The 26129-nt window shown below is 33.8% G+C and carries 22 protein-coding genes and 1 riboswitch; of the genes, 10 read left to right on the forward strand and 12 right to left on the reverse strand.

Features of this window, described 5'->3' with window-relative positions; genetic code table 11:
- Positions 1–54 precede the first annotated feature (54 nt).
- The 7 genes from ACSV4D_RS06050 to ACSV4D_RS06080 all read right to left on the reverse strand — a co-directional run bounded on the left by ACSV4D_RS06050 (position 55) and on the right by ACSV4D_RS06080 (position 8524).
- Positions 55–465, reverse strand: coding sequence for an RrF2 family transcriptional regulator (locus ACSV4D_RS06050; protein WP_439227513.1), 411 nt, complete (start codon positions 463–465; stop codon positions 55–57).
- Positions 466–605: 140 nt separating this feature from the next.
- Positions 606–1778, reverse strand: a complete 1173-nt coding sequence (locus ACSV4D_RS06055; protein ID WP_408081801.1) for a trans-sulfuration enzyme family protein — start codon at positions 1776–1778, stop codon at positions 606–608.
- 114 nt (positions 1779–1892) lie between these two features.
- Positions 1893–2324: an OsmC family protein gene (locus ACSV4D_RS06060; RefSeq protein WP_439227514.1), complete on the reverse strand. Its 432-nt coding sequence runs from the start codon at positions 2322–2324 to the stop codon at positions 1893–1895.
- A gap of 36 nt (positions 2325–2360) precedes the next feature.
- Positions 2361–2657: a hypothetical protein gene (locus ACSV4D_RS06065; RefSeq protein WP_408081799.1), complete on the reverse strand. Its 297-nt coding sequence runs from the start codon at positions 2655–2657 to the stop codon at positions 2361–2363.
- Positions 2658–2668: 11 nt separating this feature from the next.
- Entirely contained in the window at positions 2669–6055 is a 3387-nt protein-coding gene (thrA, locus tag ACSV4D_RS06070; RefSeq protein WP_439227515.1) for a bifunctional aspartate kinase/homoserine dehydrogenase I, read from the reverse strand.
- A 65-nt stretch (positions 6056–6120) separates the two neighbouring features.
- Positions 6121–6224, reverse strand: a riboswitch (SAM riboswitch).
- Positions 6225–6397: 173 nt separating this feature from the next.
- Positions 6398–6604, reverse strand: a complete 207-nt coding sequence (locus ACSV4D_RS06075; protein ID WP_408081798.1) for a hypothetical protein — start codon at positions 6602–6604, stop codon at positions 6398–6400.
- 645 nt (positions 6605–7249) lie between these two features.
- On the reverse strand, positions 7250–8524 hold the full coding sequence (locus ACSV4D_RS06080) for an O-acetylhomoserine aminocarboxypropyltransferase/cysteine synthase family protein (RefSeq protein ID WP_439227516.1): 1275 nt from the start codon (positions 8522–8524) through the stop codon (positions 7250–7252).
- Positions 8525–8994: 470 nt separating this feature from the next.
- Between ACSV4D_RS06080 and metK the strand changes: the two genes are divergently transcribed.
- The 3 genes from metK to ACSV4D_RS06095 all read left to right on the forward strand — a co-directional run bounded on the left by metK (position 8995) and on the right by ACSV4D_RS06095 (position 12863).
- The gene (gene metK / locus ACSV4D_RS06085) at positions 8995–10245 is read left to right on the forward strand and encodes a methionine adenosyltransferase (protein ID WP_408081796.1); all 1251 of its coding nucleotides are present in this window, start codon (positions 8995–8997) and stop codon (positions 10243–10245) included.
- 88 nt (positions 10246–10333) lie between these two features.
- Positions 10334–12091, forward strand: coding sequence for a DUF4153 domain-containing protein (locus ACSV4D_RS06090; protein ID WP_439227517.1), 1758 nt, complete (start codon positions 10334–10336; stop codon positions 12089–12091).
- A gap of 157 nt (positions 12092–12248) precedes the next feature.
- On the forward strand, positions 12249–12863 hold the full coding sequence (locus ACSV4D_RS06095) for a deoxynucleoside kinase (RefSeq protein WP_408081794.1): 615 nt from the start codon (positions 12249–12251) through the stop codon (positions 12861–12863).
- A 51-nt stretch (positions 12864–12914) separates the two neighbouring features.
- Here the strand turns inward: ACSV4D_RS06095 and ACSV4D_RS06100 are convergent, their stop codons facing one another.
- The 4 genes from ACSV4D_RS06100 to ACSV4D_RS06115 all read right to left on the reverse strand — a co-directional run bounded on the left by ACSV4D_RS06100 (position 12915) and on the right by ACSV4D_RS06115 (position 19690).
- Positions 12915–15398 carry a sodium-translocating pyrophosphatase gene (locus ACSV4D_RS06100; RefSeq protein WP_439227518.1) on the reverse strand — a complete coding sequence of 828 codons (2484 nt, stop codon included), beginning with the start codon at positions 15396–15398 and terminating at the stop codon, positions 12915–12917.
- A gap of 110 nt (positions 15399–15508) precedes the next feature.
- Entirely contained in the window at positions 15509–16039 is a 531-nt protein-coding gene (locus ACSV4D_RS06105; protein ID WP_439227519.1) for an inorganic diphosphatase, read from the reverse strand.
- 117 nt (positions 16040–16156) lie between these two features.
- Complete coding sequence (locus tag ACSV4D_RS06110) at positions 16157–18643, reverse strand: DUF5686 family protein (RefSeq protein WP_439227520.1); 2487 nt, start codon at positions 18641–18643, stop codon at positions 16157–16159.
- Between the two features lie 69 nt (positions 18644–18712).
- Positions 18713–19690, reverse strand: coding sequence for a pyruvate dehydrogenase complex E1 component subunit beta (locus tag ACSV4D_RS06115; RefSeq protein WP_439227521.1), 978 nt, complete (start codon positions 19688–19690; stop codon positions 18713–18715).
- 265 nt (positions 19691–19955) lie between these two features.
- Between ACSV4D_RS06115 and ACSV4D_RS06120 the strand changes: the two genes are divergently transcribed.
- The 4 genes from ACSV4D_RS06120 (at position 19956) to ACSV4D_RS06135 (ending at position 23456) form a co-directional block, all read left to right on the forward strand.
- The gene (locus ACSV4D_RS06120) at positions 19956–20702 is read left to right on the forward strand and encodes an electron transfer flavoprotein subunit beta/FixA family protein (RefSeq protein WP_439227522.1); all 747 of its coding nucleotides are present in this window, start codon (positions 19956–19958) and stop codon (positions 20700–20702) included.
- A gap of 139 nt (positions 20703–20841) precedes the next feature.
- Entirely contained in the window at positions 20842–21810 is a 969-nt protein-coding gene (locus tag ACSV4D_RS06125; protein WP_408081788.1) for an electron transfer flavoprotein subunit alpha/FixB family protein, read from the forward strand.
- Positions 21811–21946: 136 nt separating this feature from the next.
- Positions 21947–22567 carry a bifunctional nuclease domain-containing protein gene (locus ACSV4D_RS06130; RefSeq protein ID WP_408081787.1) on the forward strand — a complete coding sequence of 207 codons (621 nt, stop codon included), beginning with the start codon at positions 21947–21949 and terminating at the stop codon, positions 22565–22567.
- A gap of 64 nt (positions 22568–22631) precedes the next feature.
- Positions 22632–23456, forward strand: a complete 825-nt coding sequence (locus ACSV4D_RS06135) for a thymidylate synthase (protein ID WP_408081786.1) — start codon at positions 22632–22634, stop codon at positions 23454–23456.
- 15 nt (positions 23457–23471) lie between these two features.
- Here the strand turns inward: ACSV4D_RS06135 and ACSV4D_RS06140 are convergent, their stop codons facing one another.
- Positions 23472–23768 (reverse strand): isoamylase early set domain-containing protein, encoded by a 297-nt coding sequence (locus ACSV4D_RS06140; protein WP_408081785.1) that lies wholly within the window; start codon positions 23766–23768, stop codon positions 23472–23474.
- Positions 23769–24007: 239 nt separating this feature from the next.
- Here ACSV4D_RS06140 and ACSV4D_RS06145 point away from each other — a divergent pair, with 239 nt between their 5' ends.
- From ACSV4D_RS06145 to ubiE, 3 genes are all read left to right on the forward strand, one after another.
- Positions 24008–24352 (forward strand): 2TM domain-containing protein, encoded by a 345-nt coding sequence (locus tag ACSV4D_RS06145; protein ID WP_408081784.1) that lies wholly within the window; start codon positions 24008–24010, stop codon positions 24350–24352.
- Positions 24352–24852, forward strand: coding sequence for a dihydrofolate reductase (locus ACSV4D_RS06150; protein WP_439227523.1), 501 nt, complete (start codon positions 24352–24354; stop codon positions 24850–24852). The genes ACSV4D_RS06145 and ACSV4D_RS06150 overlap by 1 nt, the downstream gene beginning before the upstream one ends.
- Before the next feature lie 535 nt (positions 24853–25387).
- The gene (gene ubiE / locus ACSV4D_RS06155; protein ID WP_439227524.1) at positions 25388–26125 is read left to right on the forward strand and encodes a bifunctional demethylmenaquinone methyltransferase/2-methoxy-6-polyprenyl-1,4-benzoquinol methylase UbiE; all 738 of its coding nucleotides are present in this window, start codon (positions 25388–25390) and stop codon (positions 26123–26125) included.
- Positions 26126–26129: the final 4 nt, after the last annotated feature.

Below are 26129 nucleotides of genomic sequence, written 5' to 3' on the forward strand. Positions count from 1 at the left end.
GCCCTTTCATTACTTTTTTAATGAAAGGGCTTTTTTTATGGCAGAATAACTTGTTTAAAAAGCGATATCAGCCAGCGTATTATTTTCCAAAATCATCAGGGTATTATCACGTACTTCTGTCATCAGTTTTCTAACCGCACAACTAGCTTCATCGGTGCAATCATCACAAGGCTCATAGAAATTATGACTGGCACAAGGCAACAAAGCAATAGGTCCTTCCAAAATCCTATACACTTTTGCCATATTAATATTCTTTGGTTCTTTGATTAAATAATAACCGCCACCTTTTCCTTTTTTAGCTCCTAAAAATCCTGAATGACGCAATAGCAACAGAATACTTTCCAAAAACTTAATCGAAATATTTTCAGACTTTGCAATATCTGCAATAGCAACCGGCGTCTGATCTTCCTGGCGTGCCAAAAAAGTCAAAGCTTTAATTCCGTATTTTGTTTTCTTTGAAAGCATTTTAAATTTAGATGTATTACAATCTATTTTTCTTCATTAATAACAAAAATATGTTTTTTGAATTAATAAACACAAAAAAAACGATTTTTGATTTACAGAAAATCTGAAATCAAAAATCGTTACCATTAAATCTTGAATAACTAAGAAAGCGCCTGCTCTAAATCGGCAATGACATCTTTTACGGTTTCTAAACCAACAGAAACACGTACCAACCCTTCTGTAATCCCAACAGCTAATTTTTCTTCCGTTGACAATTTACTATGTGTTGTTGAAGCAGGATGTGTGACAATTGTTTTAGCATCTCCAATATTTGCTGAAAGCGAACATAATTTTATTTTGTCCAAAAACGCTCTTCCAGCCTCAATACCACCTTTAATTTCAAAAGCAATAATATTTCCGCCTAAAAGCATTTGTTTTTTAGCCACTTCATATTTAGGATGCGACTTCAAAAACGGATATTTCACGCTGTTTACATTCGGGTGACTTTCCAAAAACTCGGCCACTTTCATTGCATTTTCGCAATGTCTGTCCACACGAAGCGACAAGGTTTCTAAACTCTTCGACAATACCCAGGCATTAAATGGCGACATTGCAGGACCTGTATTTCGGGAGAAAAGGTAAATCTGACGAATCAAATCGGCGTTACCAACGGCAACCCCACCTAAAACACGCCCTTGACCATCCATTAATTTGGTAGCCGAATGAATCACAATATGTGCTCCGTACTTAATAGGCTGTTGAATGTATGGTGTTGCAAAACAGTTGTCAATAATTAAAATCAGATTGTGTTTTTTAGCAATTTGTCCTAACAATTCTAAATCAACCACATCCACACCAGGATTTGTTGGTGTCTCAGCATATAAAATCTTAGTGTTTGGCTGAATAAAACTCTCGATTGTTTCCGGCTGATTGATATCAAAATAAGAAGTGGTAATATTCCATTTTGGGAAATACGTCATGAACAATGCATGCGTAGAACCAAAAACACTTCCCGCCGAAACAATATGATCACCAGAACTCAACAAAGCTGCAAAAGTTGAATAAATAGCTGCCATTCCGGTTGCAAAAGCATAACCAGCTTCGGCGCCTTCCATAGCACAAACCTTATCTACAAACTCCGTTGTGTTTGGATTGCTGAAACGACTGTAAATATTACGCACTTTTTCCTCAGTAAAAGAAGCTCTCATATCCTCAGCATCTTCAAAAACAAAGCTTGAAGATAAAAACAAAGGTGTTGAATGTTCCTGATACTGTGTTTTATCAATATGTGTTCTTATGGCTTGAGTTTCAAAACCAAATTCTTGTTCATCCATTCTATTTTAGTTTAAAGTTTAAAGTTTAAAGTTTATCGAAATGACGATACAATTTAAACTCAAAACTAATTATTTTTAATCTCTTTTAAAAAACTACTTACTAATAGCCAAAGACTATTTAACTAATTCTACTCCATTCAAAATCACTTTATAATGAATAGTTGCAGTAGGTTCTACTGTTTTAGAAACCGAGCAATATTTTTCGAATGACAATTGCGCTGCTTTAGCCGCTTTGTCTTCTTTAATATTTCCTTCCAAAGAAAAAACCACATAAATATCTTTGAATGGTTTTGCTTCTCCTACCTGAACGCGCTCTCCTTCAACATCCGCTTTGAAAGAAGTAATTTCCTGACGTTGCTTTTTCAGAATCGAAATCATATCAATTCCGCTACATCCTGCCACTCCCATCAATACCAATTCCATAGGACTTGGTCCCATATCATTTCCTCCAAAATCCGGGCGTGCATCTACATTTACTATATGTCCACGTTCATTTTTCAATTGAAAGTGGAAGTTTTCGTTTACTCTGTCTAATGTTATTTTCATTGTGCTGTTTTTATTTTTTACCTTTTATCATCAAAGTTAAGTTCCTTTTATGGACAAAACCGATTTTATAGACTGTTCTTTCAAATGAAGAAACTTTTTTCGCTCTTCATCCTGCTTAAAATTCTCGAAATCTTCTTCAGAAGCAAATTCCACCAAATGAATTTCATACGGTTTTTCAATATTACCTTCAATATAACTTTTCTCATCAGGTCTAACCCGAAGCAATAATTGTCCATTATACTTCAAAATTGTTGGAATGGCTATAGCTTCAAACTGGTGAAAAACTTCTTCCTTTCCTTCAAATACGTATATAAATTGTGTTATAAATATCATTTGCTAAAATCTTATCCTTTGTCAGACAATCTTAAAATATCTCCAAAAACACCTCTCGCCGTTACTGCCGAACCAGCTCCAGCTCCTTGAATTACGATTGGTCTGTCTCCGTAAGATTCTGTATAAATCTCGAAAAATGAATCCGAACCTTTCAATCCCCCTAAAGCCGTATCAGAAGGAACAGAAACTAATTTAACTTCTAATATTCCTTTGTCATTTTGCAAATCTCCGGACAATTCTCCTATATAACGCAACACGTGATTAGGCTTTTGATTTTCTTTTATTGTATTATAAATTGGATCAAACTCTTTTAGTTTGGTTAGAAAATCAGCTACATTCCCTTCCCGTAAATGTTCCGGAATCAGGTTCTGAATGGCAACCTCATCAAATTCATTTTGCAAATCCAATTCGCGTGCTAAAATCAATAATTTTCTACCTACGTCGTTTCCGCATAAATCTTCTCTTGGATCCGGTTCGGTATATCCGTTATCAATTGCTTCTTTCAAAATATCGCTAAACGGAACATCTTTAGCCGAAAAATTATTAAACAAATAACTTAACGTTCCGGAGAAAACTCCTTTGATCTTCGTGATGTTTTCACCTGAAAGATGCAATAATTTAATCGTATCAATTAATGGTAATCCTGCACCAACATTCGTTTCATACAAATAATTCTTTTGATTATCAACTAACACTTTTCGTAATTCTTTATAAAAACCGTAACTCAATGTATTAGCGACTTTATTCGAAGAAACTAAATCGAATCCATTTTCCACTAATGGAATATAATTTTCCACAAATGCAGCACTTGCTGTATTATCAACCGCAATTAAATTCTCTAAATGATGCTCATTAGCATAAGCAATAACATCATTTATTGTATAAGAGAAACCATTGGTTTGTATTTCATTGATCCAATTTGGTGTTACGCCATCTTTGTTTAATAAAACACTTTTAGAATTTGCAATAGCAAAAACATTCAGTTTGATGTCTTTTCGGTTCTCAATAGCAACCGCTGATTCTAAAATTTGATTAATGAGCGTTCCACCGACTAATCCATGACCAAAAACGGCAATATTGATTTTTTTAGCTACCCCAAAAATCTCTCCGTGAATAACATTTAGTGCTTTATTCAGCTCTGATTTATGCACAACCAAACTCACATTTTTTCCGGTCACCGTATTATTAAACAAAATAGGTACAATTTTATTACGAATCAAAGCCGTATAAGGTTTATGAAACGTACTCAAATCCTGTCCAATGATTGAAATCACAGAAACATCATCCGTTACCGAAATTTTATTAACATCCTTAGAGTAGAAATCATTTTCAAACTCTTTTTCTAATTCAATCATTGCTTTAGTAGCTTCTCCGGAATTAACAACCAGACCGATTCCTCTTTCGGAAGAACCCTGAGAAATAATACTCACACTGATATTATTATCTCCCATTACTTTAAAAATACGGGCATCAACACCTGTTTTTCCTAATAATCCACGTCCTTCTAAGTTTACCAAAGCGACATTCTCTAAAACAGAAAGTGTCTTAATCCCTTCCTGATTTGACTTTGAGGTTATAAGTGTTCCTTTGTTTTCATTATTAAAAGTATTTAAAATTCGCAACGGAATATTTTTTTCTAATAATGGAATAATCGTTTTGGCATGTAAAATGGTAGCACCAAAATTAGCCATCTCATTGGCTTCATTATACGATAAATGCTCGATTTTTTTAGCATCCGGAACCATCTCAGGATTGGCAGTATATATTCCGTCAACATGAGTATAATTTTGTAACTCTTCGGCATTGATGTAATTCGCAATCAAAGAAGCCGTATAATTGCTTCCGTTTCTGCCTAAAGTAGTCGTTTCATTTTTGGAATTCGAACCTATAAAACCGGTAATTACTAAAACAGCATCTTTATTTTCTTTGAAAAACTGAATAACATTTTTCTTAGAAACAGCATCTAAAGGCTGAGCATCCCCAAAATTCGAATCGGTTATAATTAATTCTCTTGTATCGGCTAATTTTGCAGAAATTCCTTTTTGCTTCAGTAAAAACACTAACAATTTAGCCGAAAGTAATTCGCCCTGAGCTAATATCTGGTCACGGATTTTAGCACTAAAATCACCAATCAGACTTACTCCTTCAAACAGATTATCCAACTTAGCAAACTCATGAGAAAAATCAACAGCCTCAAATCCGTCTTTCTGATAACTTTTAAAGCTTTCCAGCAAAGGCTTGTAATTTCCGTTTTTGGCAGCAATCAACAGAATATCATCCAACTCATCCGTTGCATTTCCTCTTGCAGAAACTACAATTGCAATTTTTTCTTCCTGCTTTATTTTATCAACAATAATATCCAAAACTTTATTGATACCTTCGCCATTGGCCAAAGATTTACCGCCGAACTTTACTACTTTCATCTGTTTTTTATTTTTGAAAACAACCTCTAATAAATTGTCTAATTGTTCGTATTCCATTAAAAAGGCATCGTGCCCGTGTTGAGAATCAATCTCGCTGTAGAATACATTATTTTTAAATTTTTTAATCTCATTGTAGGTTTCCCTATTCTCTTTTGCCGTAAAAAACAAATCCGAATTAATGCCTACAATATATATATTAGCTTCCACTTTTGAAATAACATCTTCTAAAGATCCACGGTTACGGGTAATATCAATCGTTTTCAGCAATTGATTCATCATTTTATAAGCGGAAAGCTGAAATCGTTTTTCTAATTTTTCACCGTGATAATTTAACCAGCTTTCTACCTGGAAAGTTTCCAGTTTTTCAGTGGTATTTCTATTAAACTTTTCTTTAAAAGACTCTGGCGTTCTGTAACATAACATCGCATGAATGCGGGCGTCTTCAATTGGTTTTTTAGAATTATTAAGAATTTTTTCCTGTAAATAACAATTAGCAATCAACCAGTCAGTTGATTTCCAATCGGTGGCAATAGGAATAAAATTCTGTGCCAATTTAGGTTCCAATGCCAAAATTTCCCAGGCAATTCCGCCTCCTACAGAACCGCCTATAAGCGCAAACAAATTATCAATTTTTAAAATGCGAAGCCCTTCAATAAAAATACGGGCAATATCTCTGGCAATAAAATCCTGATAATTTTCAATTATAATAGAATTGAATCCATTTCCAGGCACATCAAAAGCAATTATAGTATATTTTCTGACATCAATAGTTTTGTCAATTCCAACCAAATCGTTCCACCAGCCGGCTTCTCCAACAACTTGTGAATTTCCGGTCAGGGCATGATTAATCAAAATAACAGGTGCTGTATGCAAAGGCGCACCAAAAACCTGGTACGAAAGATTCAGAGAGGGGTATTTTGCACCATTCTCGGTGACAAAATCAGATATAATAAGATGTAATGGTTTATTTTCCAATTTCAAATCTTTAAAAGGATTGATGATGGAAACATTAGAAAGAAAGTCAGAAGTAAACTTTATTGTCGTTATCTTTTCCGCTGTGCGGATAGAATGTAGCACCTTCTTCGTTTGCAAAGGGTTGCTAAGCTTTCATTGGGTCTATTCCCTCGAGCTTTCTTTATAACATTTCAATACGTTTATGAACTTTCAGGACACAAAGTAACTACTATTTTTTCAAACAAACAAATTTTGCTGATTTACTTTTAAAACAGCTGTAACAAAACAAACAAACGCAAGCCATTACTGAACACAAAATTCAGAAATCACCTGCGTTTGAAACCTATATTTACAATGCTATGTTTAGATAAAAAGTGTTTCATTTTCTTTAGAATACATCAAAAACGTTAAAGAATCAGATGCCTTTTTTTGTTCTTTAAAATCAGCATCCGCATTAATACCAAATCTATTATTTGTTAATTCTATTCTATTTTCTTTTTCTTCATTGTTATTAGTCCTTATCTCCCTGATAAAGTCTAATGCTCTAGTGATTAATCTTCTTGTGTTCATGATGTTTAAATTTAATTAATTATTGACTATTGTTGTTTGTGATTTAAATATATTCCTAAATAAAAAACCCTTTTGGATTATTATACCAAAAGGGTTTATATACTATAAACGATTCTTTTGGATATCAACAGACCAGCATCTTTGCGCAAAGCATAGAGACTGTAAACTGTTTTTGCTGTTTAATGTTAATAATAATCATCTATTATTCTTTTTTTGAATTTTAATTATTTGTCTTTTTAACAAAAAAGCCTCCCGATTTTTCAGGAGGCTTTTGCTATATATTTTAATCTTATTTGAATAAATAAATTAAGCTATCGCACTCCTGCAGATTTCCTTAGTCTGAACCATCGATTTTATACAAATAATAAAATTCATTTTGTCTTTTTATTTAGAGTCACAAAGATATAAATTATTCTTTACAACCCGTATTTTTTTAAAGATTTTTTCTGTTAGAATAACTAATTAACAGTTCTTTATGTTTTTTAACGACAATTTACTATTGTCAACCAAAAATACAAACCAAACAAGAGCTTTTTTACTCCAGAAAATTTAAAAATTAACTCTATTCCACTCTTTTGATTTGTTATTTCAAAGATATAACCGAAAACACAATTAGATATTAATTCTATTTTAAATTAATATTAATTATAAAGTATCAAAAACAGCTTTTAAATCAGCTTTTAAATCATCGATATCTTCAAGACCTACTGACAATCGAATTAAATCTTTAGAAACTCCTGAAGTTAATTGTTGCTCTTCTGATAACTGCTGATGTGTAGTGCTTGCCGGATGAATAACCAATGATTTGGTGTCACCTATATTGGCCAGCAATGAAAACAATTTTGTTTCATCGGCTACTTTTTTAGCAGCATCAAAACCGCCTTTTAATCCAAAAGTTAATAATCCGCTTTGCCCTTTTGGTAAATATTGTTGTGCTAAATCATAATACTTGCTGGATTTCAATCCCGGATAATTTACCCAGGCTACCTGATCCTGAGATTCTAACCATTGTGCCAGTTCCAGCGCATTCTGACTGTGTTTCCGGATACGTACTGATAAAGTTTCTAATCCCTGAATAATCTGAAACGCATTAAACGGGCTCAAAGCTGCTCCGTAATCACGCAAACCTTCAATTCTGACTTTAGCAATAAAAGCTGCAGCTCCTAATGCTTCGTGATAAACTAATCCGTGATAACCAGCATTAGGCTCTGTAAATTCAGGAAAACGACCACTGCTCCAGTCAAATGTTCCCGCATCAACAATAGCACCTCCTAATGAAGTTCCGTTTCCGGCAATATATTTTGTCAAAGAATGAATAACAATATTTGCCCCATGCTCAATTGGTCGCAATAAAGCCGGAGAAGCTACCGTATTATCAACAATCAACGGTACTTTTATTTTTTTTGCTTCTGCCGAGATTGCTTTTAAATCCAACACATCTAATTTTGGATTTCCTAAACTTTCCACAAAAAACAATTTTGTATTTGCTGTAGCGGCTTTAGCAAAATTAGCCGCATCTGAAGGATCTACAAAAGTGGTTGTAATTCCCAAACGAGGTAAAGTTGAACTAAATAAATTAAAAGTTCCTCCGTACAAACTGCTGGAAGCCACAATATGATCTCCGGTTTTAAGTATGGCTAACAACGCTGTAAAGATCGCTGCTGTTCCTGAAGCAGTAACTACTGCTGCAATTCCACCTTCTAAAGCAGCCAGACGCTGTTCTAAAATATCATTAGTAGGATTGTTCAATCTTGTGTAAATATAACCCGGTTCTGCCAGACCAAATAAATTAGCCGCATGTTCTGAATTATTAAACACATAAGAAGAAGTCTGATAAATAGGAACAGCTCTTGTTCCGGCGTGTTTTGTCACATCATGTCCTGCATGTAAAGCATTAGTTTCAAATTTTAAGGTACTCATGTCTATTTTGTTTATGATTAATTAGTAAAAAAAAAGCCTCCAGGTTTCCCGGGAGGCTTTGCTAAATCTATATTTTAAATTTAAGCAATAGTGAACCCGCAGAATATATTCTGTTTCATGGTACACATCATTGCTTTTGATATTTTCATTTTTTTTTAAATTTCTGAATCAAATTTACGTAAGTATTTTTTCAAAATCCTATTATTTTTAAATAAATTAACATTTTTCAAGCCTGCTTTTTTTCTTTAAAAAATTAGCTAAGATTAATTTACATTTCAAAAATGGTTTCATACCTTTGCACCTCAAAATACAAGAGGAAAAATTTGAACTGATTGCAACCTCTTCATAATGAAACGAATTCATTATGAGTACTGAAAAATTTTCAGTAGAAAAAAATGCTAAAGCAGAAACTCTCCTTTAGTCCTTTTTGCAATTATTTTTCCTCGCTTAATTTATAAAAAATTATAATTATGGCCTATTTATTTACGTCAGAATCTGTGAGTGAAGGACATCCGGATAAAATTGCGGATCAAATTTCAGATGCTTTAATTGATAATTTCCTGGCATTTGATGCTGACTCAAAAGTTGCCTGCGAAACTTTAGTAACAACTGGTCAGGTGATTCTTGCCGGAGAGGTGAAATCAAATACATATCTTGATGTTCAGCAAATTGCCCGTGATGTAATCAAAAAAATTGGTTATACCAAAAGCGAATATATGTTTGAAGCTAATTCATGCGGTATTCTTTCGGCTATTCACGAACAATCAGCAGATATTAATCAGGGGGTTGACCGTAAAAGTCCTGAAGAGCAAGGAGCGGGTGATCAGGGAATGATGTTTGGTTATGCTACTAATGAAACTGAAAACTACATGCCTCTGGCTCTTGATTTATCTCATAAACTTTTAAAAGAACTGGCTGCTTTAAGACGTGAAAATAATGAAATTACTTATTTACGTCCGGATGCTAAATCTCAGGTAACTTTAGAATACAGTGATGACAATATCCCTGTTCGCATTGACGCAATCGTAATCTCTACGCAACATGATGATTTTGATGAAGAAGCTGCGATGCTTGCTAAAATCAAAAAAGACATTGTTGAGATTTTGATTCCGAGAATCATTGCTAAAAACCCGGAACATGCTCACTTATTTAATGATAAAATCAACTACCATATTAACCCAACAGGAAAATTCGTAATTGGAGGACCTCACGGAGATACCGGATTAACAGGAAGAAAAATCATTGTTGATACTTACGGTGGAAAAGGAGCTCATGGTGGTGGTGCTTTCTCCGGAAAAGACCCAAGTAAGGTAGACCGTAGTGCAGCTTATGCGACACGTCATATCGCTAAAAACTTAGTTGCAGCAGGTGTTGCTGATGAAATTCTGGTACAGGTTTCTTATGCAATTGGTGTTGCCGAACCAATGGGTATATTTATTGAAACTTACGGAACTTCCAAAGTGAATTTAACAAATGGAGAAATTGCTAAAAAAGTGGAAGCTATTTTTGACATGCGTCCTTACTTTATCGAGCAACGTTTAAAATTAAGAAATCCTATTTACAGCGAAACAGCAGCTTACGGACACATGGGACGTACTCCTGAAGTTGTTACAAAAACTTTCTCAGCTCCCGGAGGTGAAGAAAAAACTGTAACTGTTGAATTGTTTACCTGGGAAAAACTGGACTATGTTGACCAGATAAAAACAGCATTTGGATTATAACATCTATCATACTATTACATTAAGGCTGCCTTTTTAGGCAGCCTTTTTTTGTAGGATTATTTTTTGTTACTTAGTAAAAAAATAATCTATGGCTTCATTTCCTTCTTTTCAAAAAATAATCAAAGAAACGCATACTACTTTTTTACGATTTCCACTCGAAATTATTATTGCTATTACCGGTACCATTTTCGCAATTGATGCTACTAATGAAACCAATCGACATACTGAAGAGTTGTTTACGAAAATTATTATGGGATGCTCCCTGTGTCTGGTTTTGTTCTTATCAATTTCTTTATACTTTCTAAATGATAAAAAAAGTAGCATACTCCGATTTATTAGTAGTTTAATTTCAGGGGCTTTGGTTTTTGTGTTCGTATTTCAATTTTCAGAACGTATCAAGCAATTCGAAACCTATCAGTTTCTGGCGCTCAATCTGGCTTTGCATTTACTGGTTTCTTTTGCTGCATTTATTAATAAAAAATATAATGAAGGTGCTTTTTGGGAATTTAACAAACAACTCTTCCTTCGTATCCTGACTTCAGCTTTATACAGTATAGTTATTTATGCGGGACTTTCATTTGCTTTACTGGCAACTCATCATTTATTTAATATTGATTATTACAATGAAATTTACCTTGATTTATTTTATGTGATTTTTGGAATCTTTAATACCGTATTTTTTCTTTCCGGCATTCCAGAAACAAACAACCCAAATGCACCATTACACTTAAACTACCCGATTACTTTAAAAAAATTCACTCAGTTTGTCCTAATCCCTTTAATTAGTATCTATTTCTTGATTTTATTATCTTATGAAATAAAAATTATTGCTTTATTTTCTCTGCCTGTAGGATGGGTTTCTAATTTGATTTTAGTTTTTGCCATTTTTGGAGTTCTTTCTTTATTATTAATTCACCCTATTGCAAATGAGAAAGGAAATGTTTGGATGCGTACCTTTCACAAATGGTTTTATTATTTATTAGTTCCTCTGATAGGACTTTTATTTTGGGCCATTTTGTACAGAATCAATCTTTATGGATTTACACATGAACGCTATTACGTATTAGCACTTTCGATTTGGCTGACTATTTTAACAGTATATTTTATTTTTAATCAAAAATCTCAAATAAGATTTATACCTATTAGCATGTGTCTGATTGCCCTGTTTACTATTTTAGGTCCGCAAAGCGCCGATTCGGTTTCAAAAAGAAGCCAGTTAGATCGCTTTGAAAATTATATTACGAGACAAAAATCTACTTTAACTATTGAAGAAGAAAAAGACTTAAGCAGCATTGTAAGCTTTATTAACGACAATTACGGCATCAAAGAATTAATTCCTATCGCTAACAAATTAGCTGATTTAAATAAAAAAGACAAAAACCCAGGCGATTCTCAAATCATGGAAGTCCTGGGCTACACTTATCGCGGGAGATACTATAATGAAAATGATAAAAAAGAAAATTTTTATTACAGCTATTACAATGCTGACGGAATGAATATTGAAAAAGTTCAGGGATATGACTTTGCTTTTGAAATAAGCAATAACAATAATTTAAACTGTGAAAATTGTTTGGATTTAAATGGAAAAAAATATTCAATTACCTACAGTAAAAAGGATTATGGAATTGAATTAAAAATCAATAATGATATCATTCCGCTACCAATAAATAATTTCATTCTGCAAAACAAAACTTTGCTTCATGATAATAACAAAAAAATCGTCCAGACAGTTATCACCAAAGATTATGACATTCAATTGAATTACCGGTCCTTAGATGGAGAAAACAAAGACAACAAAATAACACTAAACTGGTTTTCTATAAATGCTTTATTAAAAATGAAGTAAAATATAAGAATGGTATATCTCAAAAAAACATCTGAATTTCAATAAAAAACCTGTTTTTAATCAAAATAATTTAGTTTAAAAAAAAGAGTGACAAAGTTTAAAATTTACCTATTTTTACAAATCAATAAGTAAAAACCCCTAAAATCGTAACACCGTAATGCACATAGCAGTAGCAGGAAATATAGGATCAGGAAAAACCACTTTAACCGCTTTACTATCCAAAAACTTTAAATGGGAACCGCATTATGAAGATGTAGTAGACAACCCTTATCTGGATGATTTTTATCACCAAATGGAACGCTGGTCTTTCAACCTCCAAATTTATTTCCTCAACAGTCGTTTTCGTCAGGTGATGCAAATTCGCGAAAGTGGAAAAAAGGTAATTCAGGATCGCACCATTTATGAAGATGCTTACATCTTTGCTCCCAATCTTTACGCCATGGGATTAATGACGAACCGTGATTTCCAAAATTATTCTACTCTTTTTGAGCTAATGGAATCTACTGTGAAAGCACCTGATTTATTAATTTACCTCAGAAGTTCTATTCCAAATTTAGTGGGACAAATCCACAAACGAGGACGCGAATATGAAAACTCTATTTCGATTGATTATCTAAGCCGTCTGAATGAACGCTACGAGGCCTGGATTCACACCTATAACAAAGGAAAATTACTAATTATTGATGTCGATAAAATTAACTTTGTTGACAATCCGGAAGACTTAGGAAACATCATTGAACGCATCAACGCCGAATTAAACGGATTGTTTTAAATTCATATAAAAAATGCCCCGTAATTGCGGGGCATTTTTTATATGATAAATTTACTTTTTATGAGCACAACAACTTCCTTTAGAAGTTCCTGAAGGTATAATAAACTTTCCATTTGCATCATAATGAGATAAGCACATTTCTTTTTGTTCAGGAGTGCATTGCAAACTATCACACATTTTAGCACATTCCTCTTTAGACATTGTTGCCATTTTAGACATATCACAATGTCCTATCGTAGCATGATTATGATGCTCACAGTTTTTATTGGTACAACCTTTGGCAATGCATTCTTCTTCAGACATAGAAGTACAAGTTCCGATAGTCCTGCAACAAGAAGCAGTTGTTGCAATGGTATGGCTTCCATTTCCCAGAATGGGAGCAATAACTAAGCCTATCAAACAAGTTAACTTAATTAAAATATTCATTGAAGGTCCGGAAGTATCTTTAAAAGGATCCCCAACAGTATCGCCTGTTACTGCTGCTTTATGCGCATCAGAACCTTTATAGGTCATTTCTCCATTAATCATTACTCCTGCTTCAAAAGATTTCTTTGCATTATCCCACGCACCTCCTGCATTGTTTTGAAAAACAGCCCAAAGCACTCCGGAAACTGTTACACCAGCCATATAACCTCCAAGCATTTCGGCAATTAACTGGTTATTGCTTCCATAAACTAATTTACCCAGTAAAACAATTGCTATTGGAAAACCGATTGTCAAAACTCCCGGTAACATCATTTCGCGAAGCGCCGCTTTGGTAGAAATATCTACGCATTTAGCATATTCCGGTTTTGCCGTTCCTTCCATAATCCCCGGAATTTCTTTGAACTGGCGACGTACTTCATACACCATATCCATTGCTGCTTTTCCAACTGAATTCATTGCTAAAGCCGAAAAAACCACCGGAATCATTCCGCCTACAAATAACATCGCTAAAACTGGTGCTTTAAAAATATTAATTCCGTCAATTCCTGTAAAAGTGACATATGCAGCAAATAATGCTAATGAGGTCAAAGCTGCTGAAGCAATAGCAAAACCTTTACCGGTTGCTGCGGTAGTATTCCCTACTGAATCTAAAATATCAGTACGGGTACGAACTTCTTTAGGCAATTCACTCATTTCGGCAATTCCGCCGGCATTATCTGAAATAGGACCAAAAGCATCAATAGCTAATTGCATGGCTGTTGTAGCCATCATAGCCGAAGCTGCTAAAGCTACTCCGTAAAAACCAGCCAAAGCATAAGAAGACCAAATTGCTGCTGCAAATAATAAAACGGTAGGAAAAGTAGAAATCATTCCCGTAGCTAAACCTGCAATTACGTTTGTTCCTGCTCCTGTTGAAGATTTCTGAACAATTGCCATCACTGGTTTTGTTCCGAGGCCTGTATAATATTCTGTCACAGATGAAATTACGCCACCTACAACCAAACCAATGATTGTCGCATAAAAAACACGCATCGAAGAAATATCCTGACTCCCTTCACCAAAAAACTCCATTTTCATGGTTTGAGGCAGCATATACTGAACTAAAAAGAAACAACTCACTGCTGTTAAAACAATGGCAACCCAGTTCCCAATATTCAAAGCTTTTTGAACCTGAGCTTCCTTAGCATTATCATCTGAAATTTTCACTAATAATGTTCCAATAATAGAAAATAAAATTCCAAAACCTGCAATAGACATTGGTAATAAAATAGGGCCAATTCCGCCAAAAGCATCCTGAATATTTCCGCCCATATCTTTAATAACATAGTTTCCTAAAACCATAGCTGCCAAAACGGTTGCCACATAAGAACCAAACAAATCAGCTCCCATTCCGGCAACATCACCAACATTATCACCAACATTATCAGCAATAGTAGCCGGATTTCTTGGATCATCTTCCGGAATTCCTGCTTCTACTTTCCCAACTAAATCGGCTCCTACATCGGCAGCTTTAGTATAAATACCGCCACCCACACGGGCAAAAAGAGCTATAGACTCCGCTCCGAGCGAGAACCCTGCTAATGTTTCCAGAACAATAGTCATGTCTTCTGTAGAAGTCCATGTTCCGTCCATAAAAAAATGAAAAAAGAAAATAAAGAAAGAAGTTAATCCTAAAACAGCTAAACCGGCCACACCCAATCCCATTACAGTTCCGCCGCCAAAAGAAACTTTTAAAGCCTGAGGTAAACTGGTACGGGCTGCCTGAGTAGTTCGAACATTAGTTTTAGTGGCGATTTTCATACCCATATTTCCCGCTAATGCAGAAAAAAATGCGCCAATTATAAAGGCAATTACGATCAATAAGTGTGTTTTAACACCCGGCAAAAAAGTAATCCCTGCTAAAACAATACTGGCAAAAAACACAAAAACAGCCAGTAAACGGTATTCTGCTTTAAGAAAAGCCAGAGCACCTTCATAAATATAATCAGAAATTGAAGCCATTTTGCCGTCGCCGGGATCTTGTTTCAGTACCCAGGCACGTTTAACAAACATAAAAATAAGTCCTAATAATGCCATAAAAACTGGCACCCAAATCATAATTGCATTCATAAATTCGTTTTGGTTTAAGGTTAATATTCAACAGTATACGAACGAATTTAAACAAAAAAAGCAATACTCCGGAGGAATATTGCTTTTTTTATAAAATATACAGGTAAAAATTATTTAATACTAAATAATCCTCCCGGTTTGTTTTCAATTGCATTAAATCGATCTGTACATTCTTTGATGATGTTTTTAGCCTCGCTTAAATTACCCCAGCCTTCAACATCTACCTTTTTATTTTCAAGATCTTTATACACCTGAAAAAAGTGTTCAATTTCTTTTAGCAAATGAGGGTTTACATCTGACAAATCATTCAATGAATTCCAGATAGGATCAGAAACAGGTACGCAAATAATTTTTTCGTCCGGACCTTTATCATCTGCCATGTGAAAAACTCCAATAGGCTTTACTTCTATCACACATCCCGGGAATGTTGGTTCATTAATCAAAACCAATACATCAAGAGGATCTCCGTCTAAGGCTAATGTTTCAGGAATAAATCCGTAATCAGCAGGATACATCATCGAAGAAAATAACATTCTGTCAAAACGCATTCTTTTAATTTCGAAGTCGTATTCATATTTATTTCTACTTCCTCTTGGAATTTCGATTAAAACATCGAAAGTGTTTATTTTGTCTGCAGTCATTTTTATTTATTATCTTAAGTTGAATTTATTTGGGCACAAAAGTAATTTAAATCCTCTTTTATAGCAAAACATTTCTATTTAAAAGACATTCAAATTATTCTTTTACTTTTTGTTTATCTAGAAATAAAATCCGAAGGAACCTTTTACAGAAAATCGTTGGGTATCAGGTGTGTTTAAATAATTTCCACGCCAGGCAAAATCAATTCTGAAAACTTTAAAAATATTCCCTATTCCGGCACTGTATTCCCAATATATATCTTCTGGTGCTACATAGGTTAATCCGGAAGCATTTATAGCCCTGTTAGCGTCTGAAATAGTTCCGTAAACGGCTCGTGCACCTATAATTTCTCTCCAGTTTAACTTTCGCATAAAAGGAATTCTGGAAAACAAACGTCCCTGAAAATTATGTTCCCATTGCAGTGTTGCATACTGATCAGAAACAAATTCATAAAAGTTAAGATTACTAAAGGTATTCTCGATTGTAAAGTAAGATTGATTTCCCGGAATCACACTCAACAATCCTAATGGGACTGTTCCGTAAATTTTACCTAATTCTAATGTGAGATCAGTTCGCCCTAAAGGTCCTATGATTACTGGCTGTTTGTAATACAATTGCAGTTTATCATAATTAAAATCACTATCCAGCAAACCTTTAAAACCATGACTGTAATTGATAAAAAAGCGACTAAAAGGACTGTCTACATTGCTTCTTTCTACTCCGTAACCAATCGTTTTTCTGTTAGGGGTGAATTCCACCTGAAAATTTACTTCGGATTGTTTTACATCACTTCTGGTTGTCGTTTGTGAGGCATCAGTAAAATAATCCAGACTAAAAGTATCTGAAGCCGATTCTAAAGTTCTATATGAAAATCCGGTTTGAAAAGTCAAATTTTTAACGGGCTCTATTTCTACAGCTGCATTAGACAAATTTATATTAGTAAGCTTTCCATTATTTCCTGTTGAAAACAACGAAGATGAAGCAAAACTTCTTCCTAAAACATCATTCGTAGTAGTCAAACTCGCCCCTATTTGTTCTACATCCCGCCTGTTTCCTGCTGAAATAATAATTCGCTTTTTCTTATCAATCATCCATTTTCCGGACAATCCGTATTTAAATTTATTATCATCAAACCCATAAGCAGTATATCCTTGCAATCTCCATGGATCATTAGGACCAAAATACGTTCTTCCTCCGGTGCGGATTCTGATACCTTCTACTTCATTGTAACCAAATGTGGAAAAAATAGGTCCGTAATCAAAATGCCCAAACTGAATGTAACCGCTTCCCAGTATAGAGACCAGATTATATAATTGCTTGAATTTTTTTACCGTTTGTAAGGTATCCAGCATTTTATAAATACCTCTTTCGTCTTTATTCAGGTTCTCAAAACGATTTTCATCCCAATATCTATCGGATTTATTATAGACCTCATTATCAATAAAATTGACTTCTTCTTTATAGAAAGAAACCGGTTTTTCAATATTAAATTGATGATTCTGATACAAAGTAGTTCGTTTTCCATATACTCCTTTTGATGCTTCTTTTTTATTTAAAGCAAAATCAGACATCATATGATCACGAGTCAACAAGAAAACAGAATCATTTTGCACCTCAAATTCCTGTTCGATATAAATATCTTTGACCCAGTTAATATTAGCACTCTTAGTAACTGCCATATTAATTTTTTTGATTGCAAAAGTGGTATCGTTAACCCAGAAATCTCCTTTAAAAGTCAGCTCATTTTTTCTTCTTGGATAAAATAAAATATTGTAGCACCATTTTTCATCAATAAAAGCACTGTCAGTCAGTACATAATTATAGACATCAATTCCTGTTTTAGATAACGGACTGGTAAAGCTTTTATCAAAAAAAGTTAAATGATTATTATAGATATCATAATCCGAATACAAATCTTTCACAAAAGATAAAATTTGCTGATTATCACTAAATCCGGAATTCTTGTTAGCTTTCAGTTTCTCTTTTACCTTATTAAGCTTATTACTTCCGTAAACATCTGACAAAGATTCGTTTATAAAAATAGGCAAATAAGTTTTCCCTGTAACTTTAGAAGTATCGACATGCTTAAAAACAAACTCCATTCCTTTAAAGAGTTTACTTTTCATAAAAGCACTATCAATAGTGTTCATGTCAAATTCCACTTTTTCATACTTTTCCATTTGATACTGATCAAACTGGTACAATCCGTTCTTTCGCTTTCGTTCCCAAATTTTTCTCAGAATATCTAATGCCGGATTATTTTTTTTGGAAGTTTTTCCGGTATAAATAACGACTTCTTTTAATTCTTCGGTATCTTTAAGTATAACCTTAAAATTATAGTTTACGGCTTTTTCTAACGTGATTTCACTATCAGAAAATCCTACTGAAGTAACTTTCAGAGTAGTAAAAGTTTTAGGAGATTCAATATAAAAACGACCGTCTTCATTGGACATTACCCCTAAATTAGCTCCTTTCAACACTACATTTGCGAAAGGAACCGGCTGATTGGATTTATCAACTACTATACCGCTCACTTTGGTCTGAGCAAAAAGGCTTGAAAAAACAGTGCATATAAATAATGCTAAAAAAAGGTATTTCTTATCCATGTAGTAAATTTAAAAAAAAAGCTTCATCAAACTAACGTAAGATGAAGCTTCAATAGTATCTGATATGTATTATTTATACATTACTTTCTTTACTGCTTTTACAACATCAGCTGCATTAGGCAACCAATCTTTCAACAATACAGGAGAATAAGGTGCCGGTGTATCAGCAGTTGTAATTCTCTGAATTGGAGCGTCAAGAAAATCAAAAGCCTGTTCCTGAACAACATAAGTAATCTCAGAAGAAATACTGGCAAACGGCCAGGCTTCTTCAAGAACAACTAAACGATTTGTTTTCTTAACTGATTTTAAGATAGCATCTTTATCCATTGGACGAACCGTTCTTAAATCGATAATTTCACAAGATATTCCCTCTTTAGCCAATTCATCTGTAGCAATAAATGCTTCTTTGATAATTTTTCCAAAAGAAACAATAGTTACATCAGTCCCTTCTCTTTTCACATCAGCAACTCCAATAGGAATTACATATTCTCCATCAGGAACTTCACCTTTGTCACCATACATTTGCTCCGATTCCATGAAAATCACCGGATCATTATCACGAATGGCAGATTTTAAAAGTCCTTTTGCATCATACGGATTTGATGGAACAATTACTTTAAGCCCAGGAGTATTAGCAAACCAGTTTTCTAAAGCCTGAGAGTGAGTAGCTCCTAATTGCCCTGCAGAAGCTGTTGGTCCACGAAAAACGATAGGCACATCAAATTGTCCACCTGTCATCTGACGCATCTTGGCAGCGTTATTAATAATCTGATCAATACCTACTAAACAGAAGTTAAAAGTCATGTATTCTACAATTGGTCGGCAACCATTCATGGCAGAACCTACGGCTATTCCAGTAAAACCAAGTTCAGCAATTGGAGTATCAATAACTCTTTTTTCACCAAACTCAGCAAGCATTCCTTTCGAAGCTTTGTATGCTCCATTGTATTCTGCAACTTCTTCGCCCATTAAATATATGGATTCATCGTGACGCATTTCTTCGCTCATCGCTTCACAAATGGCCTCTCTAAATTGTATTGTTCTCATATTTATATTGTATGTTGAATTTTCTGAAGAGCAAAAATAAATATTTTAAACCATTTAATGCATAAATTAACTTAAATAATCCGCCCTAAAATCTAACATCTTATTGTTGGTATGTGAATATCCCGCATTTATACTGTTATTTCTTCCTTTTCAAAACAACAAAAAACAACAGTCTCTCATTGGTAAGTGTTTATTGATGACTAATTATTCGAAATATTGTTCTAATTTTGTAATTCAATCTACGAATATTATAAAATATCCAAACATGAAAATACTAGTTTGCATCAGTCATGTTCCTGATACTACCTCAAAAATTAATTTTACTAACGCTGATACTGAATTTGATATTAACGGCGTACAATATGTTATCAATCCAAATGATGAGTTCGGACTAACACGTGCCATCTGGTTTCAGGAGCAACAAGGAGCTACTGTCACTGTAGTAAATGTTGGCGGACCGGAAACTGAACCTACATTAAGAAAAGCCTTAGCCATTGGAGCTAATGACGCAATTCGTATCAACGCTAAGCCTACCGATGGTTTTTTTGTTGCTAAACAATTAGCCGAAGTAATCAAAAATGGCGGTTATGATTTAATCATCGCAGGAAAAGAATCCTTAGATTATAACGGAGGAATGGTTCCGGGAATGGTTGCCGGAATTTTAGGATATAATTTCCTGAATTCATGTATCAATATCACTGTTGATGGTTCAAATGTAAAAGCTGTACGTGAAATTGATGGCGGAAAAGAAACTATTACAACTTCATTACCATTAATTATCGGAGGACAAAAAGGTATTGTTGAAGAAAAAGATTTACGCATTCCGAATATGAGAGGTATTATGACTGCCAGAACAAAAACTTTAAATGTTTTTGAACCGATTGAAGCTACTGTAAATACAAAAGCGGTAAAATTTGAAAAACCAGCTCCAAAATCAGCAATCAAAATGGTCTCTGCAGATAATTTAGACGAATTAATTAATTTGTTACACAACGAAGCAAAGGTTATTTAAGATTTTAAATTGCAGATTTTAGATTGCAAACTGCAGTTTAAAACCTCTCTTAATCCTTAACTTAAAATATAATATAAATCGAGTTTTTAGTTTCCAGATTCTGAAATCTGAAATCTAAATTCTGAAATCTGAAATCATCATGTCAATATTAATATATGCCGAATCAGCCGAAGGAAAATTCAAAAAAGTAGCCTTTGAAATTGCTTCCTATGCTAAAAAAGTAGCTGAATCCCTTGGAACAACTGTTACTGCTTTAACGGTAAACATCGAAAATGTTTCTGAATTATCTAAATACGGAGTAGACAAAGTATTAAAAGTAAGCAACGATAAATTAACTGAATTTAACGCAAAAGCTTACGCTGACGTTATAAAGCAAGCTGCTCAACAGGAAAATACAAAACTTGTAATTCTTTCTTCCAGCACAAACAGCATCTATCTTTCTTCCTTACTGGCGGTAAGTTTAGAAGCCGGATTTGCTTCAAATGTGGTTGGACTACCGGTAAGCACCAGCCCGTTTCAGGTAAAAAGAAATGCTTTTTCTAACAAAGCATTCAACATAACCGAAATCAATACCGATGTAAAAGTAATTGGCTTAGCTAAAAACTCTTATGGGATTTTTGAAAACGCATCAGCTTTAACTGAAGAAACATTCAGTCCAAACATTGGAGACAATGATTTTGGAATAAAAACAGAATCCGTTGAAAAGTCATCAGGAAAAGTTGCTATTGCTGATGCCGACATTGTAGTTTCCGGCGGTCGCGGATTAAAAGGCCCGGAAAACTGGGGCTTAATCGAAGATTTAGCTGCTGTTTTAGGAGCTGCAACAGCTTGTTCTAAACCAGTTTCAGACTTAGGATGGAGACCACATGCAGAACACGTAGGACAAACAGGAAAACCGGTTGCTACTAATTTATATATTGCAGTTGGAATTTCCGGAGCCATCCAGCACATTGCAGGAATCAATGCTTCAAAAGTAAAAGTGGTTATCAATACAGATCCTGAAGCTCCTTTCTTTAAAGTGGCTGACTACGGAATTGTAGGTGATGCATTTGAGGTTGTTCCTGAATTAATTGAAAAACTAAAGGTATTCAAAGCACAAAACTCATAATACTATTTTCAATCTAAAAATTCTGCCCAGTAAAATAAGATAGTTGTATCTTTGCTTATTGGCAGATTTTTTAATTAATATTGCAGCCGGAAAATAATTTCAAACAAAAAAACCTACATTTTTCATTTCAACAATTATGAGCTTAGTCAAACTATCCATAAAAGGAATTTCATACAGCCAAACACAAAATGGGGCCTACGCTTTGATTTTGAATGAAGTAGACGGCGAGAGAAAATTACCTATTGTAATAGGAGCTTTCGAAGCACAATCCATTGCTATTGCTTTAGAAAAAGAGATAAAACCACCACGTCCGCTAACCCACGATTTGTTTAAAAATTTTGCTGAGCGATTTGACATTGTAGTAAAACAAGTTATCATTCACAAACTTGTTGATGGCGTATTTTACTCCAGTATCATTTGCGAAAGAGATAAAATTGAAGAGATTATAGATGCTCGAACTTCTGATGCTATAGCTTTAGCCCTTCGTTTTAACGCTCCTATTTTTACCTATAAAAATATTCTGGACAAAGCCGGTATTTATCTTAAAACAAATCCTTCAGAAACCGATAAAGAAAATCAGGAAATGGATGATATTATTTCCAATCCGGAATCTTTTACAGGCGAAGCAGAAAGCGGAAGAGCTTACATCAAATACAGTCTTCAGGAATTAAATGATTTATTAATTCAGGCTGTTGAACAGGAAGATTATGAAAAAGCCGCAAAAATAAGAGACGAAATTTCAAAAAGAGAATCATAATGGATAATTTGGTTATTTGTTAATTCGAATAACCAAATTAGCAATAACCAAATCAACATTAGTAATGAAGCAATATTTAGATTTAGTAAAACATGTGATGGAAAACGGCTGCCAGAAAGGTGACCGTACAGGAACAGGAACTAAAAGTGTTTTTGGTTATCAAATGCGTTTCGATTTGAGCGAAGGTTTCCCAATGGTTACTACCAAAAAATTACACCTTAAATCTATTATACACGAATTACTGTGGTTTCTTAAAGGGGAAACTAACATTAGTTATCTTAAAGAAAACGGAGTAAAAATATGGGATGCATGGGCGGATAAAAACGGAGACTTAGGTCCTGTATATGGTCACCAATGGCGTAATTGGAATAGTGAAGAAATCGATCAGATCTCGGATTTAATTCAGGAATTAAAAACAAATCCTAACAGTCGCAGAATGCTGGTTTCAGCATGGAATCCTTCGGTATTACCGGATACCACAAAATCTTTTGAAGAAAATGTAGCTAACAATAAAGCTGCTTTACCTCCCTGTCATGCCTTTTTTCAGTTTTATGTAGCCAATGGAAAATTATCCTGCCAGCTATATCAAAGAAGTGCTGACATCTTTTTAGGCGTTCCATTTAACATTGCTTCTTACGCCTTACTTACTATGATGATTGCACAGGTATGCGATCTGGAACCGGGTGAATTCATCCATACTTTTGGTGATGCACACATTTATAACAATCATTTTGAACAAATCGAATTGCAGTTATCACGTGAACCAAAACCATTACCAAAAATGATTTTAAATCCCGAAATAAAAGACATTTTTGATTTCAGCTATAATGATTTTACCCTCGTGGGCTACGAACCTCACGAGACCATAAAAGGAAACGTAGCGGTATAAAAAAAGCGTTTTAGATTATACCTCTAAAACGCTGTTTTCAGCTCCTGCAAATTCGTTCCACTTAAAAGAATCCGCTTCACTTTCGTTGATATATTTACCGTCAACTAAATATTTAAATTCATAAGCGGTATCTTTATTTAAATCAAAAACCCCCTTAAAAGTACCATTTTTCAATTTACTTAAAGTACCTGCTTCAGGATTCCAATTGTTAAAATCGCCTACAACAGAAACTTCTGCAGCTTCTTTTGCCTCAATAGAAAATGTAACTTTACAAACTGGTTTTGATTTTATAAATTGTTTTTTAATTGACATAACTGTTTCATTTTTAGATTTATGAAACAAAGTAAAACATTTTAATTGAAGTTTTAACATTCAAAAGAACGATTTAGCATAATACTTAATAAAATGTTAAAAACTAGCAAATTAAGCAAATATTGAAGGATTAAATTTTTAAAAAACAAAAAAGCATAAAGCTAAATTCTATTTATTCTCCTGCGCTAACAAGCATTTCCAAATTAAATTTTATCTTTATAGTCAAAAAAAAGCAGCCTATGAAATCAGATCAACATGAATTATACGAATATGCCAGAAAACGTATAAAACAAAAAAAAAGGGTTTATTTTCATTTTGTTTTATTGTTTTTAGCAGGCATCTTTTTATTTGTATCGACAAAAGTTTTTCACTTTAATGAAAATGCAAATTGGCATATCTGGTTAATTACAGCATGGTTATTTTTATTTATTTTACACTTTATAAAAGTTTTTATAACCGATCGTTTTATGAGTAAGAATTGGGAAAGAGAACAAATCGATCGTTTAGTTGCCAGACAACAACAAAAAATTGACGAATTAAGCAATCAATTAAACGAAGAACATCCTACTATAAATAAGCATTAATGATTACAATGATTGCAGCTGCTGCTGAAAACAAGGCTCTGGGAAAAGACAACCAATTAATCTGGCATTTACCTAATGACTTTAAACGATTTAAAAGCCTGACTACGGGACATCATATTATAATGGGAAGAAAAACTTTTGAGAGTTTTCCAAAGCCTCTTCCTAACCGCACACATATTATAATAACCCGGCAAAACGATTATCAGGCAGAAGGCTGTATAATTGTTGACAGTATTGAAAAAGCTATTGAAAAATGTCCTAAAAACGAAGAGTCTTTTATTATTGGCGGAGGAGAAATTTATAAATTAGCCATTCCTTTTTCCGATAAAATTGAACTTACGGTAGTACATCATCACTTTGATGCAGATGCTTTTTTCCCAGAAATAAATCCGGAAGACTGGGAATTAACCCATAAAGAATTTCAATCTAAAGATGAAAAACACCTTTATGACTACAGTTTTGAAACATATATCAGAAAACAAAAAACACCTCCACAATAAGAGGTGTTTTTTTATTTGCTACAATAATTTAGAAAAAAATGTTCTATTCCTGAAAGACAATCTGACATAATAATATCAAATTTACAAATACCAAACTCATCCCCGAAAGGAAAATGATTTTGTTTGCAATCTTTTGAGAAAACATCTCAAAAAACCCCTTAATACCAAATACCACAAAGGTACTAAAGGAAATAAAGATAAAAATTTCCAAAAACAAATTTAATCCTAAGAACGTATTCTGCGTTTCTTTTAAATTACCGCTTTTATATAAAACGGCACCATCAAAATAGCTGACAAGAACAAATGAAACTATCAACGCAAAAAACAGCCATCTGAGTTGAATCATTAATTCCTTATTAATTATTGTAAACAAAATCATGCAGTAAACTTCTGCATTATAAATCAGTCGTACAATACCCACTTTTAGTGATATTTGCAAACAAATTCACACAATGAATCAGATGAACAGTAAATTGAAAATCAATTTGAGCTCTAATTTAAAAGGCATTATAGTATATTTGTGAAAATTTAAAAAATGTCAAAAAATATCACCCCTTATAAAGACTCTGAATTAGGTAAAAAAGAGCAGGTAGCACAGATGTTTGATACCATTTCAGGAAACTATGACAATCTGAATCGCGTTATTTCTTTTGGAATTGATGTTAAATGGAGGAAGAAAGTTTTAAAAATAGTTACGGACAGTCAACCTAAAACCATCTTAGATATTGCTACAGGAACAGGTGATTTAGCTATTTTAATGGCCAACACCAATGCCGAAAAAATTACAGGTCTGGATATTTCGGCTGGAATGCTGGAAGTAGGGGTAAAAAAAATTGCTCAGAAAAATCTATCCAACAGAATCGAAATGATTCTTGGCGACTCAGAGAAAATTCCTTTCGGCGACAATTATTTTGACGCCATCACAGTTGCATTCGGTGTTCGAAACTTTGAAAACTTAGAAAAAGGTTTAGCTGAAATATTACGTGTTTTAAAACCAAATGGAACTTTTGTCATTCTGGAAACATCAGTTCCTGACCAAACCCCTTACAAGCAGGGATACCGTTTTTACACCAAAAACATCCTTCCTCTTATTGGTAAATTATTTTCTAAAGACAATGTTGCTTATGGTTATTTATCTGAATCTGCAGCTGCATTTCCATATGGTGAAGCATTAAACAATATTTTAAGAAAAATTGGGTTTATAGATGTAAAAGCAATGCCACAAACTTTTGGAGTTGCCACTATTTATGTAGCATCAAAAAAAATAATCTAAGTTA

Origin of the sequence: Flavobacterium sp. ARAG 55.4, assembly GCF_051846875.1 — a bacterium.
Lineage (GTDB): Bacteria > Bacteroidota > Bacteroidia > Flavobacteriales > Flavobacteriaceae > Flavobacterium > Flavobacterium plantiphilum.